Raw genomic sequence first — 16,930 nt, forward strand, 5'->3', positions numbered from 1 at the left:
TCCCTCCTCAGTTGAGTACGCCCTTGCCGTGGAGCACGGCGCGGATGGCACCGACGGAGGTGAGCCGTCTCAGCTCGCCGTGGCTGAAGGAGACGCGGTAGACCTCCTCCAGCCGCACGATGATCTGGAGATGGCGCAGGCTGTCCCAGTTCTCCAGGCCGCCCGGGTGCGCGGTGTCGTCCACCCGGCCGGCGTCGATACCGAGCACCTCGCCCACCACTTCGGTCAGCTGCATAACGGAGTCCGTCCTCATGTCGTTTTTTGTGCAGGTTGCGCCGGTTGCGCCGGTCGCACGCCCTGGCCCCGGGGGCGGACGGGGGCGGCTCCGGGGCCGGTGGTGTCCGTCCCCGGAAGGCCCGCGATCGCCCGCTCCACCGGCTCCGGGGTCAGCACCAGCTCCGCCGGGGACCAGACGGCCCGCAGCGGTCCATGGACACCCGGCTCCGGGGAGCACGCCACCACGGCCCCGCCCCGTCGCCGCTGTTCGGCGACGAGACCGCTGATCTCGCGGGCCGTGCGGCCCGTCGCGTCGATCACGGTCCGGCCGGCGGCGTCGCGGGCGTCCGCCGGCCGGCCGGTCCCCCGTGCCACCGCCGCCGTGAGAGCGGCCCCGGCCCGCAGGCGCTCCGGGTCGGAGGGAGAGGCGGTACCGGGCCCGGCCGGGAGACCGGGGACACAGACGACCTCCGTGGCCTCCAGACCGTGGAGGGAGGCGGCCAGGGTGTCGCTGAGCGTCCGCATCAGCCCGGCGATCGGTGCTCCGGCACCCTCTTTCTCCCGGGCTCCCGCTCCGGTTCCGGTGGACCAGGTGGTGACGATCAGCAGCGGAGCCGGAGCCTTGGCCCGGAAGCGGCGGACCGCCTCCGCCAGAGCGGCTCCCACGGGTTCCAGGGCCCGTGCCGCCTCCGCGAGGCCGTGCGCCGTGTCCGGCCGGGGCGGGGTCCGCAGCAGGTCGTCCCAGTCGACCAGCAGGACCCCGGCGGTCGCGGCGGCGCGCAGCGGACCCGACCGGTCGGCCAGATGCCGCATCACTCGGCCCGGAGCCAGTGCCGTGTGCGCCGGCGGCCGGTCGGGGCCTGCCGTGAGCGCGGCGCGCACACGGCCGTCGAGCGGGCCGCACGCGGACGCGACGGTGCGCGTGCCGCCGGTGGCGGGCCCTTCCCCGGGTGTTCCGGGCTCCTGGTTCCCGTCGTGCTCCCCTCCGTCGTCCGCCGCCGCGCCGGGCGCTGTCGCGGCTGCCGTTCCCGGTGTTGTGCCGAGCCACCGGGCGATGCCCGACGCGAGGTCGGAGAAGTACTCGTCCGCGTACGGAATGTGCGCCATCCGGTCCGAGAACGGGTCCTCCTCCTCTCCCTCGCGCAGCGCGGTGGGCCAGCCGCTCGCCCAGCTGATCTCGAAGGCCCCCGACTCCAGCGCGAACCGGGCGAGTTCCTCGTCCAGCCGGGCGAGTTCCCGGTCCCTGGCCCGCCATCGGGCCGACGGCGGGCAGACGACCAGCAGCGTGCGGGCGCCGGACGCCGAGCGGAACGCCTCGACGGCCCGGCACAGTTCGCCCAGCATCCCGGCCATGACGGCGACCTCGTCGGCATTCCCCGCCGCGGCCCCCTCGTTCCCCTCCGTCGTTCCCGGGGAGAACCGGAGCCAGTCCTCCCACCGGAGCAGTACCACCAGGGCGCCATCGCCCGTGTCCCCGCCGCTCCAGAGATGACGGTTCAGCTGGCCGTAGGGAACCGCGGAAACCGCGTGCCCGGATACGGCGAGATGCTCCCGCAGCGGTTCCACGGTGAAAGTCGCCGCGACGGACACCGATAGGGCTCCGGACACTTCTTCGGCTTTCTCCATAAGACCGGCTCCTGGCGTGCCTCGAATCAAACAACGCATCGAAAGAAAGAGGGAGGGGAATTGTGCGGAAAGGCTTGGACCGGTTGTCCCGGACCAACATCAGCGACGTTAGCCTGTGCCTCCATGAAACCCCTATCGTGCCGCTATCGATCAGCTATGGCCCGGGTTTCCGGCTCTGTGACCCGGCCGGACACCCGGGAATCCGGCCCGGCGCTCCCGGTATTACGCGGTCATGGAAAAGCGCGGGTGACGGCCCGAGGACCGTCACCCGCGCGGGGAGAACGCCGTACCGCTACCGCGCGGCCGGGAGCACGGGGCCGGCGCCGAGCGTCCACAGCAGCGCCGCCGCGGCGGCGGACGTCTTGTGGTACGCCTGCCGGGCGACCAGCGACAGCGGCCCGTCGAGCACCTCGGAGGTCGCCTCCTGCTCGCGGATGGCGGGCAGATCGTGCATGAACACGGCTTCGGTGGTCCCGCTGAAGCGCTCCATGGTGCGGCGGGTCACGGCGAAGGGCAGGAAGAGGTTCCGCTGCCCTTCCGGGTCCGCGCTGGGCACCCCCATCGACTGCCAGCGGGTCGTGTAGAGGGCGTCCACCGGCCGGGGAGCACCGGGAATCCGGTCGTGCTGGCGCACCGCGGTCCGGCCCGCCCCGGTGTTCAGGGCCTCGGTCTCCGCCTCGGGGAAGCCCTGGCCCCCGGGGCTGTAGACATCCAGCTCCATCCCCGGTGTCGCGCACGCCAGATGGGCCAGCGAGCGCGCGGTGTTGTTCACCAGACCCAGATAGGCGAGGCGCAGATTCTCGGCGCTGCCGAACCGGTCCCGCAGGGCGCAGAGGTCGGCGATGGCCTGGGTGGGATGCTCCTCGTGGGTGAGGGCGTTGACGGTGGACACCAGTCCGGACGCCAGCTCCTCCAGCTCCCGCTGCGGGCCGTTGGTGCGCACGACGGCGGCGTCCAGGTAGTGGGCGAACATGGCGCCGGTGTCGCCCCAGGTCTCGCCGGTGGTGACCTGGAGGTCCGCCGCGCCCAGATGCAGCACGTCGCACCCCAGGGTGGTGGCGGCGCTCCAGAAGGAGGACCTGGTCCGGGTGGAGGGCGCGGTGAAGAGCAGCCCCACCCGGGTCCCGGCGAGCGTTCCGGCGAACTCCCCGGGCGACGCTCCGAACCTGTGCGCCAGATCCCCGAGCGCGGCGGTCCGCGCGGGGCCGAGACCGGTCAGGCTCAGCAGGGGGACCCGGCGGGTCTCGTCAGCGGCGTCGTACATGACAGCACCTCCACGGTGTTTCGGCAGGGGGCGGCTGAGGCGCGGCGGGGGCCTCAGCGGCTGGGGGAGCAGGAGTCGGCGAACCGCAGCAGGGCCTCGGCCAGTTGACCGGCCACGGGCCGTTTCATGATCGAGTAGTGGGTGCCGTCCACCTGGGACGCGCGGGCGGTCGCCCGGGTGTAGCGGCTCCAGTCCGTCTTGGCGACCACTCCCCTGGCGAGGGAGTCGGCGGCCCACACCACCGAGACGGGGGCCCGGACGGTTCCGGGCCGCCAGCCCGTGAAGAGCCAGTTGTGCAGGGACGCCAGCACCGCCCGGTCGCCGACCGCCCGGGGCTCGCCCCGCGCCTCCGTGCCCCACAGCGAGTCGGCGGCGCGGAGTATCCGTTCGCCCAGATCCGGTCCCGGCAGGGTGGCGAACCGCGCGCCGAACCGGTCCCTCGCCTCGGCCGGCGCCGTCGGCACGCCCTCCGGGGCGAGGGTGGCGAGGACGGTGAGCGGTCCGGCCGACCAGTCGGGTTCGGCGGGGCGCGCGAACCGTACGGGCGAGCATCCCGCGTCCCAGATGGTCAGGGACCGGACGCGCGCCCCGGTCTCCTCCAGCCGCTGGGCCACCCCGTGGGCGATCAGCCCGCCCAGTGACCACCCGGTGATATGGCAGGGGCGCCCGTCGAGGGCCCCGGTGATCTCGGCCGCGTACGCCCGGATCATCTCCTCCGGGGAGGCCCAGCCGCCGAGGGTGCGCGGGTCGGTGCGGCCGTCGAAGACTCCGTACACCTGCCGGGGCACGGGCAGGGCGTCCACCAGGTCCTGGTAGACGAGGGCGTCGCCGCCCAGCGGGTGGAGGCAGACGACGGGTTCGTCGTCGGGTGCGGCGCTCAGCTCGATCAGATGGCGCCACTCCCCCGCCCGCCCGGGCGCCGGCTCGGCCGCGGCGCGCACCCGGGCGGCGAACTCCCGGGGCGTGGGGCCTTCCAGCAGGGCCGCCAGGGTGAGCCCGGCGCCGAACTCCCGCCGCAGCCGGGCGATCAGCCGGGCGGCGAGGAGGGAGTGGCCGCCCGAGGCGAAGAAGTGCGCGTCGGGGCCGAGTTCCGGCCGGCCGAGCACCTCCCGCCAGAGCGCGGTCAGCCGGTGCTCGGTCCCGTCCGGGGCCGTGGTCGCGGCGGTGGGTTCCGTGCCGGGGTCCGGCGCGATGGGGGCGGCGAGCAGGGCGCGCAGGGCCGTCCGGTCGGTCTTGCCGGCGGCGTTGGCGGGCAGCGCGGGGACGGGGATGATCCGGGTGGGCACCATGTAGGCGGGCAGGCAGGCACCGAGGTGGCGCCTCAGCTCCTCCTGTCCCGCGCCCTCACCGGCGGCCACGACGAAGGAGTGCAGTACGGCGCCGCGCCCGTCGCTGTCGTCCGCGAGGGTGACGGCGGCGGCGACCCGGGGGTGGGTCAGCAGGGCCGCGGTCACCTCGCCCGGCTCCACCCGGTTGCCCCGGATCTTGACCTGGTCGTCCAGCCGTCCGAGGTGCTCCACCACGCCGCCCCTGGCCAGCCGGACCCGGTCCCCGGTGCGGTAGACGCGCAGCGGGGCGCCGTCCGGACCCCAGGGTGCGTGGACGAAGCGTTCGGCGGTGAGCGCGGGGCGGCCGAGATAGCCGGGCCCCAGGCCCCCGCCCGCGATGTACAGCTCGCCCGTCGCGCCGTACGGGACGAGCCGGCGCCGGGAGTCGGCGACGAAGAGCGAGACTCCGGCGACCTCGGTCCCGATGCTGGGCCGCCCGGCGGTCGCGTCGACGGCCTGGACGGTGGAGTTGACCGTGCACTCGGTGGGCCCGTAGCAGTTGAACACCCGCAGCGGCCCGGCGGCGAGGGGGGCCCACAGCGGCGCGGGAAGCGCCTCGCCGCCGGTGATGAGCGTGCGCAGCGGCAGGTCCGTGCGGTCCAGCAGGCCGGCTTCGACCAGCAGCCGGAGATGGCCCGGGGTGACGTCGAGCAGGGTGATCCCCGCGTCCGCCACGTACTGGATCATCGCGTCGGGGTCGAGCCGGGTCTCCTCCGGGACGATGGCGACCGTGGCCCCGTCGAGCAGGGGCAGCAGTTGCTGGAGGGTGACGTCGAAGACCAGCGGCCCGTTCAGCGAGACGGTCTCGCGGCGCCAGTCGGGCACCTGGAACGCCGCGCCGAGACCGGCTCGCAGATGGAGCAGATTGGCGTGGGTCGCGAGGGTGGCCTTGGGCTTCCCGGTGGTGCCGGAGGTGTAGATGGCGTAGGCGATGTCGTCGGGTGCGGTGGTGCGGGACTCGGGCGCGTCCCGCTGGGCCGGGGTCGCCGGGAGCGCCCGGACATCGATCAGCTCGGCGCCCCGGGCGTCGAACCCGGGAGGTCCGAGCACCTGCCGGACCCCGGCGTCGTCGAGGAGGTGGTCCCGGTGCTCCGGGCCCGTGCGGGGATCGAGGGGTACGTACGCGCAGCGGGCCAGCCAGACGCCGAGCAGGGCGACGACCGAGTGGACCGACCGGTCGGCGACGACGCCGATGAAGGCACCCGGGGCGATGCCCCGGCCGATGAGCGCCTCGGCCACGGCCTCGGCGCGCGCGGTCAGCCCGGCGAAGCCGACGCGTTCGCCGGGCGCGGTGAGGGCGGTGCGGTCGCCCTCCCGGACGGCCAGGGAGCGGACGAGGTCGCTCATGGGTACGGAGGTGTCGCCGCGCGGGGGCGCGGAGCGGAGGGTGCGCAGTTCGGCCTCCGCCGCCCGGTCCAGCAGCGGGAGGTCCGACACCGGGGTGCCGGGGGCGCGGGCGCCCTCGGCGAGCAGGGTGAACAGCGAGCGCGCCAGCCCGTCGATGAACCGTTCGTCGAAGAGGGCGGAGTCGTACTCGGTGACGAGCCGCAGCCCGCCGCCGGCGCCGCGCAGAAGGTTGAGGGTGAGGTCGCCGCGGGCGCGCTTGGCGGGGTGGCCGTCGAAGCCGCCGGCCTCCACGGAGAGTTCCCCCCACCCCCGGGGCCGTCCGGCCGGTTCGCTCTGCGTCTCGACGGCGATCTGGAAGAGCGCTCCGCGCTCGCCGGGCGGTCTCGGGGAGAGTTCCCGCACCACCCGGTCGAAGGGCAGATCGTCGTGGGAGAGCGCGCCGATCAGGGTCCGTCCGCCGCGCTCCAGGGCCTCGGCGAGGGTGGGGTTGTCGCCGAGGGGGGTGTGCAGGGCCACGGTGTTCACGAAGAAGCCGACGGAGCCCTCGAACCGCGGCTCCTTCCGGTTGAGTGTCGTGGTCGCGAGTACGGCGTCGGGGCTGCCCGAGTAGCGGTGGGCCAGGATCTGCACCGCCGTCTGGAAGACGCCGAAGGCGGTGAGCTGATGGGCGGCGCCGAGCGCGGCGAGGGCGTCGGCGGCTTCCCGGGGGACGGTGGCGGAGTGGACCGCCACCGGGCCCGCTCCGCCGCCGCCGAGCGGGCTGGTGGCGAGGAACGAGACGGGCGGGAGTTCGGCGGGCAGCGCCTCGCGCCAGTGGCGGAGCTGGTGCTGGGCGGTCTCCTCGGTGAGGACGGACCGCTGGTGGCGGGCGAATGCACTGAACGGGGCCGGTGCGGTGGCGGGGTGCCAGACCCCCGCCGCCGCGAGCGCGGCGTACGCCTCGGCCAGTTCGTGTTCGAGGACGCCCAGCGAGTGGCCGTCGACGCCGATGTGGTGGAACGCGAGCAGCAGCAGATGGTCCCGGTCGCCGAGGCGGAGCAGCCGGGCCCGGAACGGCGGCTCGGCGCGCAGGTCGAAGGGGGCGAGGGCGAAGGCCCGGCAGGCGTCCTCCACATCGGGCGGGAGTTCCGCGCGGTCTCCGGGGCCGGTGCCCGGCACCTCGGTCACACCGGCGAGGACGGGCGCCGGGTCCGCGATCCGCAGCCGGACCGTGTCCCCCTCCTCCGCGAAGGTCGTGCGGAGCATCTCGTGCCGCTCCACCAGCGCGTTCACGGCGCCGATCAGCGCCGGTGCGTCCAGCGGGCCGCGCAGCCGCAGCGAGCGGGTGATGTTGTAGGCGTTGGAGCCGAGGTCGAATTCCTGGTGAATCCACAGCCGCAGCTGATTGGCCGCTATCGGTTCACGGTCCGTTTCGCTCATGGGGTGTGCCTCCGATGGCGTCGCTGGAGACGGTGTGCCGGGGCGGCACGGGGAAAAAAGAAGGAGGAAGGGAAGGAAGGGGGTGTGCTGACCGGGCGTCCCGCACCCCGGTCCGGCCGGCGGGGTGTCCGGCGGCGCCATCACACGGCACGAGGGATTCACTCGGTGCTTTCGTGGATGCCCGGCCATTAGACAGAGAATGCCGGCACCGCGCAAGCCCTCATTCCCTTTCGGCGCGGACATCGGATGGCGCGGGGATGTTGACAGCGACGCCAGTGCGGGACCTAAACTCCTGGTGTGCGCTGTCCGCTCAGGCGGGCACCTTTATCCTCTTCTCTCCCGCTCCCGGCCAGTGACCCGACCGGACTTCCCAGAGTCCCGTTCCCGGGTGTACCGGAACATGCGCGTGAGACCTCTGCCCGGCGCTTCGACGCGCCCTGCACCGAGAACCGTCCCGAGAGCCACCTCTTCACCTTCCGGGAGCGCACATGACCATGGTCCAGCCCGATCTGAGTGTTTTCGAGACGCTGGAGTCGGAGGTGCGCAGTTACTGCCGCGGCTGGCCCGTGGTCTTCGACCGCGCCCAGGGGAGTGAGCTGTTCGACGAGGACGGCGGACGCTATCTGGACTTCTTCGCCGGAGCCGGTTCGCTGAACTACGGCCACAACAACCCGGTGCTCAAGCGCGCCCTGCTCGACTATCTGGAGCGGGACGGCATCACCCATGGCCTGGACATGGCCACCACCGCCAAACGCGGCTTCCTGCGCGCCTTCGAGAACCTGGTCCTGCGCCCGCGCGACCTGCCCTACAAGGTGATGTTCCCCGGCCCCACCGGCACCAACGCCGTCGAGGCCGCGCTGAAACTCGCCCGCAAGGTGAAGGGCCGCGGGACGGTCGTGTCGTTCACCAACTCCTTCCACGGCATGTCCCTGGGTTCGCTGGCCGTCACGGGCAGCGCCTTCAAGCGCGCCGGGGCCGGGGTGCCGCTCGTCCACGGGACACCCATGCCCTTCGACCGCTATCTGGACGGCCGGGCCCCCGACTTCCTCTGGTTCGAACGCCTGCTGGAGGACCCGGGCTCCGGATTCGACCGGCCCGCCGCCGTCATCGTCGAGACCGTCCAGGGCGAGGGCGGTGTCAATGTCGCCCGGCCCGGGTGGCTGCGCGCCCTCGCGGAGCTGTGCCGGGGGCAGGACATGCTTCTGATCGTCGACGATGTCCAGATGGGGTGCGGCCGTACCGGCGCCTTCTTCTCCTTCGAGGAGGCCGGGATCGTCCCGGACATCGTCACGCTCTCCAAGTCGATCAGCGGCTACGGGCTGCCGATGGCCCTGTGCCTGTTCACCCCCGCGCTCGACATCTGGGAGCCCGGCGAGCACAACGGGACCTTCCGCGGCAACAATCCCGCCTTCGTCACCGCCACCGCCGCGCTGGACGCCTACTGGGCGGACGGCCAGATGGAGCGGCACACCCGCGCGCGGGGGCAGTTGGTGGAGTCCCGGCTCCGGGCCATCGCCGCGGAGCACCCGCAGGCGGTGGCGGAGTGCCGGGGCCGCGGTCTGGCGTGGGGGCTGGAGTGCGCGGACAAGCCGCTCGCCGCGAGGGTGGCCCGGCGGGCCTTCGCCCTGGGGCTGCTGGTGGAGACCTCCGGCACCCTGGGCGAGGTGGTGAAACTCCTCCCGCCGCTCACGGCGAGCGCCGACGAGCTGGACGAGGGGCTGAGCATTCTCGCCCGCGCGGTCCGGGAGTCCCTGTGAGGGCCCGGCGCGCGGCCGGCGGCGGGGCTCCGGCGCACCGAGCGGGCGGACCGTTCAGGCGACGTCGATGCCGTGCTCGCGGACCAGGGCCTCCAGCCCGCCCGGGTACCCCTTGCCGCCCATCACGAACTCCCAGTCGCCGTTGGCGCGGCGCCGGAAGGAGCCGAGCACCAGGGCGGTCTCCCCGGCCCGGCCCTCCGAGACGACGAGCCGGTCCAGTTCGGTGCCGGCCGCGTCCCGCAGGACGATGCCGGCCCGGGTGAACCCGGAGAGGTCCGCACCGGGATCGGCCCCGGGGTCGACGGCCGCCGCGATCACCAGCCGGTCGGCCCGCTCCGGCAGCCCGTCGAAGACCACCCGGATCGCGGCCCGGTCGCCCGTCGCCGCGCCGGGCACGGCGCGCACCGCCCCGTCGGGGGTGCGCTCGTTGTTGAAGAAGACGAAGTACTCGTCGCCGAGCACCTGTCCGCCCCGGCAGACCAGCGCGCAGACATCGAGGGCCACCTCCCCCGACCAGGTCATCCCCAGCACATTGGCCTCACCGGCCTCGGCGGGCGGGGCGGTCGGGGCCGTGGGGGCGCTCTCGCCGGGGCGCCGCGCGGGCGCCGCGGCCGTCCCCAGCCGGCCGCGCAGCCCGTGGCGGCCCAGCAGATCGACCAGCTCGGGGCCGGAGACCAGGGTCAGCGGCTTGCCGTTGGCGAAGGTGTACGAGCCGGGGCCGAAGCCCGACGTGGTGACCAGCACGCCCTTGTTGGCGCCGGAGCCCTGCACGGTGCCGTGGAGGTCGCGGACCGCGCTCGGCGGCACGGTGTTGCGGTACCGCTTGACCTGCACGATGATCCGGCCGCCGCTGATCGGGTCGGGATCGAACGCCTCGACGTCGACACCGCCGTCGTTGGAGCGCTGGGTGGTCACCGCCTGCATGCCCCGGGCCCGGAACAGCTCGGCTATCAGATGCTCGAAGGCGACCGGGTCCATCTCCAGCAGATCGGGGTCGTCTCCCCCGCCGTGCGAGACGACCCCGGCGCCGACGTCCTCCGGTACCCGGCCCGGCCGTACGGCCACCCGCTGGTCGGGGCGGGCGGAGAGCTGTCCGCGCATGCCCTCCAGACACTCCACCGCGCTCACCTGCTCCAGATTGAGCCGGGTGAACTCGGCGCGGACGGCCATCACCGTGCCGAGAACCAGGTTCCTCCGCTGCCCGGTGGCCGGATCGACATCGTCCACGAAGGCGTTCAGGGCCACCGACTCCAGCACCCCGAACTCGTCCGCCGCGAAGAGATCCCGCAGCACCAGCAGGACGCACTGCGCGGCCAGGTCGCGGTAGAGCGCCCGGCGCCGGGTCATCGGGCGGGGGCTCTCCCGGTCCTCGTCGGAGGAGGCCACGTACCGGACCGACTTCGTCCGGGGTATCACGTCGAAGCCGGGCAGCTCCCAGTTGAGCACCAGCTGCCGGGCGCCCGTGTCGAAGGCGGCCTCGACCCGGCGGGGCAGCTCCGCCGGCCAGATCGTGGAGGCGTACAGCGCGGCGGAGAAGTACTCCACGACGGTGTCGGGGTCCCCCGCGCGCAGGGCGGCGGCCATCCGGGCGATGGACGCGTTGTGGCCCCGGATCTCGGCGCGGCGGGCGTCCGCCCAGGCGTCGTACTGCCTCCGGTACTCGGCCAGTTGGCGCTGTCGCTGTGCCTCGGCGGCCCGGGCCCGGTGCAGATCGTGCTGGTAGCGCGCCTGCGCCTCCTCGGCCTGGCTCCGCCGGGAGGCGGACCAGCCGCCCTGGGTCCGGTATCCGTTCGGGTCGGGGAGGGGAACCGGGTACGCCAGCCGGCCGGGCGCGAAGGGCTCGATGTCCTCGGCGCGGGCCAGCAGCGCCGTCCGGAAGGCCGTCCCCCGGCATCCGGCGGCCAGCAGCCCGGTCAGCGCCGCGACCCTCGTCTCCAGTTCCTCCGTCCGCGCCCTGGCGTCCGCCTCGCGGCGCTGCTTGTACGCGGCCCGCTGCTCGCGGTGGAGCCGCGCCATGTCCCGCTGGTGTGCCCGCTGCCGCTGTTCCTGCTCCCGCTGCGCCCGCGCGAAGGCCCGTGTCCGGGCCTCCTGCTCGCGCTGCTGCCGTCGCTGGGCCTCCGCCCAGGCCCCGATCAGTCCACTGGAGCGACGACTCATTCCGCGCTCCCCTCCCCCCGGGCCGCACGGCCCGCATCGCACCGGAGCCGACAGTCTACGGACCTGCTACGGGGCGGCTCACCCCGTGCACCGGTGCCGGTTGCGGCCGGACCCGGGGGGCGCTTTCCGCCGGGCCGTGCGGCCGGGTCGCGGACACCGGGCGCCCGCGCCACTACACTCCTCGCGGTTCCCCACTCCCGGGAGGCGGCTGCCGCCCGGCCCGACCTCGGCCCCGAAGGAGAACCGCCATGCGGGTCGCTCTCTTCGCCACCTGTGTCAACGACGCGGTCCGGCCCTCCGCCGCGGTCGCCACGGTGCGGCTCCTCGAACGGCTCGGTGTGGAGGTGGACTTCCCGCCCGGTCAGACCTGCTGCGGACAGCCCCAGTACAACACCGGCTACCGGCGCGAGACCGAGCCGCTGATGCGCCGCATGGGCCGGGTCTTCGCCGGATACGACCATGTGGTGGTGCCCTCCGGGTCGTGTGTCGCGATGGTGCGGGACAACTACCCGCGTGTCGCCCGCCGCGGCGGCGACCCGGGGCTGGCGCGGATCGCGCGGACGCTCGCCCCCCGCGTCCTGGAGCTGACCGAGTTCCTGGTGGACGTGCTGGGGGTGACGGATGTGGGCGCCTGGTTCCCGCACACCGTCACCTACCACCCGTCCTGTCACGGTCTGCGGACGCTCCGTCTGGGCGAGCGGCCCCGCCGGCTGCTGGAGGCGGTGCGGGGGCTGGAGCTGGCCGAGCTGCCGGGCGCCGAGGAGTGCTGCGGCTTCGGCGGGACCTTCGCCGTCAAGAACCCCCATGTGTCGGTGGCGATGGGGACCGACAAACTCCGCGCGGCGCGCTCCACCGGCGCGCGGGTGCTCTGCGGCGCGGACACCTCCTGTCTGCTGCATCTCGACGGCCTGCTGCGCCACGGGTCGGGGCCGCCCGGGGCCGGCCCGCGGCGGGTGCTGCACCTCGCCGAGATCCTGGCGAGCACCGAAGAGGAGCCACTGGTATGAGCGGGACCTTCCTCGGGATGCCGTCGTTCCCCCGGGCCGCGGAGGAGGCCGTGGGCAATGAGACACTCCGCGCCAATCTGCGCCACGCCACCCACACCATCCGCGACAAGCGCTCGCGCGCCGTCGCCGAACTCTCCGACTGGGAGGGGCTGCGCGAGGCGGGCAAGCAGATCAAGGACCACACGCTGCGGTATCTCGACCGCTATCTGGAGCAGCTGGAGTCGGCGGTCACCGCCGCCGGGGGCACGGTGCACTGGGCCGCGGACGCGGCGGAGGCCAACCGGATCGTCACCGGGCTGGTGCGGGCGACCGGGGAGCGGGAGGTCGTCAAGGTCAAGTCGATGGCCACCCAGGAGATCGGGCTGAACGAGGCGCTGGAGGCCGAGGGCATCTCCGCGTACGAGACGGATCTCGCCGAGCTGATCGTCCAGTTGGGCGAGGACCGGCCGTCGCACATCCTGGTCCCCGCGATCCACCGCAACCGGGGCGAGATCCGTGACATCTTCCGCCGGGAGATGGGCCGCTGGGGCAGGGCGGCACCCGAGGGGCTCGGCGACGCGCCCGGGGAGCTGGCGGAGGCGGCCCGGCTGCATCTGCGGGAGAAGTTCCTGCGGGCGAGGGTCGGGATCTCGGGCGCCAACTTCATGGTCGCCGAGACCGGCACCCTGGTGGTGGTCGAGTCGGAGGGCAACGGCCGGATGTGCCTGACCCTCCCGGAGACACTGATCTCCGTCGTCGGTCTGGAGAAGGTGGTGCCGACCTGGCGGGATCTGGAGGTCTTCCTCCAGACGCTGCCCCGCTCGTCGACGGCCGAGCGGATGAACCCGTACACGAGCATGTGGACCGGGACCACCGGCGAGGACGGGCCGCGCGCCTTCCATCTGGTGCTGCTCGACAACGGCCGCACCGGCGTCCTCGCCGACGAGGTGGGCCGCCAGGCGCTGCGCTGCATCCGCTGCTCGGCCTGTCTCAATGTCTGCCCGGTGTACGAGCGGGCCGGCGGGCACGCGTACGGCTCGGTCTACCCGGGGCCGATCGGCGCGATCCTCACCCCGCAGCTCCGGGGGATCGGCAGTGAGGTGGACGCCTCGCTGCCGTACGCCTCCTCGCTCTGCGGGGCCTGTTACGAGGTGTGCCCGGTCGCCATCGACATCCCCGAGGTCCTGGTGCATCTGCGGGAGCGGGTCGCCGAGCGGGGCGGCGGCGGCCACCGGCTGGAGCGGGCGGCGGTCCGGGCGGCGGGCTGGCTGCTGGACCACCCCGGCGCGCTGGGGCTCGGCGAACGGCTGGCGGCCCGGACCCGCGCACTCCACCCCCGGCGGCTGCCCGGCCCGGGCGCCCGGCAGTGGACGGCGAGCCGGGGACTGCCCGAGATGCCCGGGGAACCGTTCCGTGACTGGTGGAGGAGGAACCGCTCATGACCTCGTCCCGCGACCGGGTGCTGGGCCGGGTGCGCGAGGCGGTCGCCGGCGCGCCGGACGTCCCGGAGGCCGCCCGCGACTACCTCGCGAGCCACACCCCCGACGACCCCGGCGTCCTGCTGGACCTGCTGCACGGGAACCTCGCCGACTACCGGGCGGTGGTGCACCGCGGCACCGCCGGCGAACTGCCCGCCCTGATCGGCCGGCTGCTGGCCGGGCACGGAGCGCGGAGTGTCGCCGTGCCGCCGGGGCTGCCGGCCGGCTGGCTCTCGGCCACCACGGCCGTACGGCGCTCCGACGACGGGCCTCTGACGGCGGTGGAGCTGGACGCCGTGGACGCCGTGGTGACCGGCTGCGCCCTCGCCATCGCCGAGACCGGCACGATCGTCCTGGACGCGGGCCCGGGTCAGGGCCGGCGCGCCCTGACCCTCGTACCGGATCTGCACATCTGTGTCGTGCGGGCCCCGGAGCAGGTCGTCGCCTCGGTACCGCACGCCCTGCCGCTCCTCGACCCGGCCCGCCCGCTGACCTGGATCTCCGGCCCCTCGGCCACCAGTGACATCGAACTCGACCGGGTGGAGGGCGTGCACGGCCCGCGCACCCTGCACGCGGTGCTGCTCACCGCCGGGTGACGGGGCGCGGGCCGCGTCCCGTCACCCGGTCGCGGCTCAGGCGTCGGAGGCCTCGCCCATCGCCACGGCGATCTTGCGGGGTCCGGTGAACGGCTCCCGTCCGTGGGAGACCAGCATGTTGTCGACCACGAGCAGATCGTCGCGGTGGTAGTCGAAGCGGACCGACGCCTGGCGGTAGCAGTCGCGCAGATGGTCGGTGACCTCGTCCGGGATCGGCTCGCCGTCGCCGTAGTAGGTGTTGTTGGGCAGCCCGTCCTCCCCGCAGATGTCCAGCAGTCCGCTGCGGGTGTGCGCGGGGAGGCTGCTCACATGGAAGATCACCACGTGGTTGAACCAGACGGTTTCGCCCGTGACGGGGTGGGTGTGGACCGGTTCACGGACCGCGCGGGTCCGCAGGCCGGAGCTGCCGATCCACTCGGCCTCGAGGCCGCCGGCCGCGCAGAGCCGCTCGACCTCCTCGCGGCTCTCGGTGTTGAACGCCTGCCACCAGCGGAGTCCGATGTCGTCCCGGTAGTTGCGCACCACCATCCACTTGCGCCGGACGAACTCCTCGCGCACCGAGGGGTCGATCAGGTCGTACACCGCGCGGGTGGAGGCCAGCGGGGTGGCGCCCAGGGTCAGCGGCGGCTCGACGCAGTGGAAGTAGAGCACCAGGGGCCAGCTGGCCTGGTAGGACATCTCATTGTGCAGCGGTATCTCGGCCTGCGCGGGATACTCCGTCGATGTGTAGACCTTGCCCTTGATGACGCTACGGGGCGAGGACTGTTCCGTGTACGTCAGCGGTGCGCCGGACAGCTCGCGCACCACGGCCTCGAAGCCGTCCACTCCGCCGACGTCGAAGCCCCGCAGAAGCAGGGCACCGTGCTCGTACAGCCGGTCCCGGAGGTTCGCTCGGTCCTGGCGGATGGCCTCGGAGGCCAGCCCCCCGTCTCCTTCGATGGTCCAGGGGATCGTCGAGCCAGCCATCAGCGTGTTCTCCTGTCGCGTCGGTGCGGTCACCGATCCGTCAGCGGTGTCTTCCTTGACCCGCCTGCGGGGAAACGGAAAGCGGGGCGTACGGCGCGGAGCGTCGCGGTGGTGTCCCGAGCTCCGGGCACCGCCCAACTCAACCCGCCACGAGCAAAGTTAGCCTAACCTAAGTAGAGACCTCAAGGGGCAGCCCCGCCCGGCAGCGTGAGCAGTCAAGAGACCGTCATCGACTGTTTCCTGATGTCTTGTCAGGCATAAAGGGAATACATCGAGCCGCTTTGCCAAGGTGAGCCTTGCCTGACTAGGGTGCGGTCGCCGCCCCACCACTCCTCACCTCACAGACAGGGCCGAACCATGAACACACCCACCAACCACGGGCGTTCGCTGAGCCGACGCGGACTGCTCTCGCTGGGCGCGGTGCTCGGCTCGTCCGCGCTCCTCGCCGCCTGCGGCAAGGACGACTCCAAGGACACGGGGTCCACCGGGGACTCCGGCAAGGACACCGGGGGCTCCGGCGCCTTCCCCGTCACGGTCGAGGACAAGTTCGGCACGGTGAAGATCGACAAGAAGCCGGAGCGGGTGCTCTCGCTGGGGCGCACCGACCACGATGTGCTGCTGGCCCTCGGCATCGTCCCGGTCGGCGTGTGGCAGTTCATCCCGACCATGAAGCGCGGGGTCGGGGCGTGGGCCGAGAAGCCCCTCGACGGGAAGACGCCCGCCTTCCTCAAGCCGCCGTTCGACTTCGAGCAGGTGGCCTCGCTCAACCCCGACCTCATCGTCAATGTCCAGTCCGGCGGCGACCAGACCGAGTACACGACCCTCACGGGGATCACCACCACCGTGGGGCTGCCCAAGGGGGCCACGCCCAACGCGGTGCCGTGGCGGGACTCCACCAAGCTGATCGCGACCGCCGTGGGGCGCGCCGAGCAGGGGGAGAAGCTGGTGAAGGACACCGAGGCGCTGCTGGAGTCCACGGCGAGGAGCCACCCCGAGTTCGCCGGGAAGACCGTCTCCATCCTGCTCGCCTTCGGCGGCAAGATCGGGGTGTACACGGCCGGGGACACCCGGATGCAGTTGGCCACGGCGCTCGGGCTGAAGCCGTCGGCGTACGTCGAGAGCCTGGGGCGGGAGACGTACTTCGCCGAGCTGTCGGCGGAGAAGACCGGGGACGCGGAGGCGGATGTGGTGATTCTGCTGAGCCAGCAGCAGTTGCCGCTGAAGCAGACCCTGAAGCAGTACCCGCAGGTGGCCGCGATGAAGGCGGCGCGCGAGAACCGGCTGGTCTTTCCGGACGACCCGTCGGTGGGGTTGGCGCTGTCCAGCGCGTCGGTGCTGAGCATTCCGTACGCGGTGGAGGGGTTGGTGCCGCTGCTCGCGAAGGTGCTGAAGAAGTAGGCCGGGGTTGGGGGTGGGGGGTGGGGTTGCAGTTGGGGGTGCCCGGGGGTGCGGCCGGCCCCGCGACGCGCGGGCACCCCGTCGGAGCCCGCTCCCGAACCCCACCCCGCGACGCCCGGGCACCCCGTCGGAGCCCGCTCCCGAACCCCACCCCGCGACGCCCGGGCACCCCGTCGGAGCCCGCTCCCGAGCCCGGCCCCGCGACGCGCGGGCACCCGTCGGGGGCCAGCCCCCGAACCCCCGCTCCTCAATCGCCGGAGGGGCTGATTTTCAGCCCGTCCGGCGACTGAGGACGGACCCGGGGCCCCGGGAGCCCGCACTCGCGACCCGCCCAGCAACATTCCCAGCCCGTCCGGCGACTGAGGACCGACCCGGCACCCCGGGAGCCCACA

The 16,930-nt window shown here is 73.5% G+C and carries 11 protein-coding genes; 5 read left to right on the plus strand and 6 right to left on the minus strand.

The features are described from left to right. Positions 1 to 7: 7 nt before the first annotated feature. The 4 genes from ACWCRA_RS22045 to ACWCRA_RS22060 all read right to left on the minus strand — a co-directional run bounded on the left by ACWCRA_RS22045 (position 8) and on the right by ACWCRA_RS22060 (position 7,200). On the minus strand, positions 8 to 235 hold the full coding sequence (locus ACWCRA_RS22045) for an acyl carrier protein (protein ID WP_351553607.1): 228 nt from the start codon (positions 233 to 235) through the stop codon (positions 8 to 10). 14 nt (positions 236 to 249) lie between these two features. Further along, the gene (locus ACWCRA_RS22050) at positions 250 to 1,842 is read right to left on the minus strand and encodes a hypothetical protein (protein ID WP_451068390.1); all 1,593 of its coding nucleotides are present in this window, start codon (positions 1,840 to 1,842) and stop codon (positions 250 to 252) included. 292 nt (positions 1,843 to 2,134) lie between these two features. Next, positions 2,135 to 3,106: an ornithine carbamoyltransferase gene (locus ACWCRA_RS22055; protein ID WP_351553601.1), complete on the minus strand. Its 972-nt coding sequence runs from the start codon at positions 3,104 to 3,106 to the stop codon at positions 2,135 to 2,137. A gap of 53 nt (positions 3,107 to 3,159) precedes the next feature. Then, entirely contained in the window at positions 3,160 to 7,200 is a 4,041-nt protein-coding gene (locus ACWCRA_RS22060; RefSeq protein WP_451068391.1) for a non-ribosomal peptide synthetase, read from the minus strand. A 488-nt stretch (positions 7,201 to 7,688) separates the two neighbouring features. Here ACWCRA_RS22060 and ectB point away from each other — a divergent pair, with 488 nt between their 5' ends. Further along, positions 7,689 to 8,957 (plus strand): diaminobutyrate--2-oxoglutarate transaminase, encoded by a 1,269-nt coding sequence (ectB, locus tag ACWCRA_RS22065; RefSeq protein WP_351553596.1) that lies wholly within the window; start codon positions 7,689 to 7,691, stop codon positions 8,955 to 8,957. A 54-nt stretch (positions 8,958 to 9,011) separates the two neighbouring features. On the opposite strand, the gene ACWCRA_RS22070 is transcribed toward ectB, so the two are convergent. Next, entirely contained in the window at positions 9,012 to 11,114 is a 2,103-nt protein-coding gene (locus ACWCRA_RS22070; protein ID WP_451068392.1) for a restriction endonuclease, read from the minus strand. 248 nt (positions 11,115 to 11,362) lie between these two features. Between ACWCRA_RS22070 and ACWCRA_RS22075 the strand changes: the two genes are divergently transcribed. Genes ACWCRA_RS22075 through ACWCRA_RS22085 form a run of 3 tightly spaced genes read left to right on the plus strand, consistent with a single transcriptional unit; the run spans position 11,363 to position 14,174 of the window. Continuing rightward, a complete protein-coding gene (locus ACWCRA_RS22075; RefSeq protein ID WP_451068393.1) occupies positions 11,363 to 12,121 on the plus strand; it encodes a (Fe-S)-binding protein in 759 nt (252 codons plus the stop codon). Further along, entirely contained in the window at positions 12,118 to 13,542 is a 1,425-nt protein-coding gene (locus ACWCRA_RS22080; protein ID WP_451068394.1) for a LutB/LldF family L-lactate oxidation iron-sulfur protein, read from the plus strand. Before ACWCRA_RS22075 ends, ACWCRA_RS22080 begins: the two co-directional genes overlap by 4 nt. Next, positions 13,539 to 14,174, plus strand: a complete 636-nt coding sequence (locus ACWCRA_RS22085; protein WP_351553585.1) for a LutC/YkgG family protein — start codon at positions 13,539 to 13,541, stop codon at positions 14,172 to 14,174. The genes ACWCRA_RS22080 and ACWCRA_RS22085 overlap by 4 nt, the downstream gene beginning before the upstream one ends. 36 nt (positions 14,175 to 14,210) lie before the next feature. Here the strand turns inward: ACWCRA_RS22085 and ACWCRA_RS22090 are convergent, their stop codons facing one another. After that, positions 14,211 to 15,140 (minus strand): TauD/TfdA family dioxygenase, encoded by a 930-nt coding sequence (locus ACWCRA_RS22090; RefSeq protein ID WP_451068395.1) that lies wholly within the window; start codon positions 15,138 to 15,140, stop codon positions 14,211 to 14,213. 357 nt (positions 15,141 to 15,497) lie between these two features. Here ACWCRA_RS22090 and ACWCRA_RS22095 point away from each other — a divergent pair, with 357 nt between their 5' ends. Further along, positions 15,498 to 16,538, plus strand: a complete 1,041-nt coding sequence (locus ACWCRA_RS22095; protein WP_351553579.1) for an ABC transporter substrate-binding protein — start codon at positions 15,498 to 15,500, stop codon at positions 16,536 to 16,538. Positions 16,539 to 16,930: the final 392 nt, after the last annotated feature.

This window comes from Streptomyces sp. NPDC001889 (genome assembly GCF_053594535.1).

Coding starts and splice junctions, on each gene's coding strand:
- ACWCRA_RS22045 (WP_351553607.1), bottom strand. CDS start 235: ATGCAGCTGACCGAAGTGGTGGGCGAGGTGCTCGGTATCGACGCCGGC.
- ACWCRA_RS22050 (WP_451068390.1), bottom strand. CDS start 1,842: ATGGAGAAAGCCGAAGAAGTGTCCGGAGCCCTATCGGTGTCCGTCGCG.
- ACWCRA_RS22055 (WP_351553601.1), bottom strand. CDS start 3,106: ATGTACGACGCCGCTGACGAGACCCGCCGGGTCCCCCTGCTGAGCCTG.
- ACWCRA_RS22060 (WP_451068391.1), bottom strand. CDS start 7,200: ATGAGCGAAACGGACCGTGAACCGATAGCGGCCAATCAGCTGCGGCTG.
- ectB (WP_351553596.1), top strand. CDS start 7,689: ATGACCATGGTCCAGCCCGATCTGAGTGTTTTCGAGACGCTGGAGTCG.
- ACWCRA_RS22070 (WP_451068392.1), bottom strand. CDS start 11,114: ATGAGTCGTCGCTCCAGTGGACTGATCGGGGCCTGGGCGGAGGCCCAG.
- ACWCRA_RS22075 (WP_451068393.1), top strand. CDS start 11,363: ATGCGGGTCGCTCTCTTCGCCACCTGTGTCAACGACGCGGTCCGGCCC.
- ACWCRA_RS22080 (WP_451068394.1), top strand. CDS start 12,118: ATGAGCGGGACCTTCCTCGGGATGCCGTCGTTCCCCCGGGCCGCGGAG.
- ACWCRA_RS22085 (WP_351553585.1), top strand. CDS start 13,539: ATGACCTCGTCCCGCGACCGGGTGCTGGGCCGGGTGCGCGAGGCGGTC.
- ACWCRA_RS22090 (WP_451068395.1), bottom strand. CDS start 15,140: ATGGCTGGCTCGACGATCCCCTGGACCATCGAAGGAGACGGGGGGCTG.
- ACWCRA_RS22095 (WP_351553579.1), top strand. CDS start 15,498: ATGAACACACCCACCAACCACGGGCGTTCGCTGAGCCGACGCGGACTG.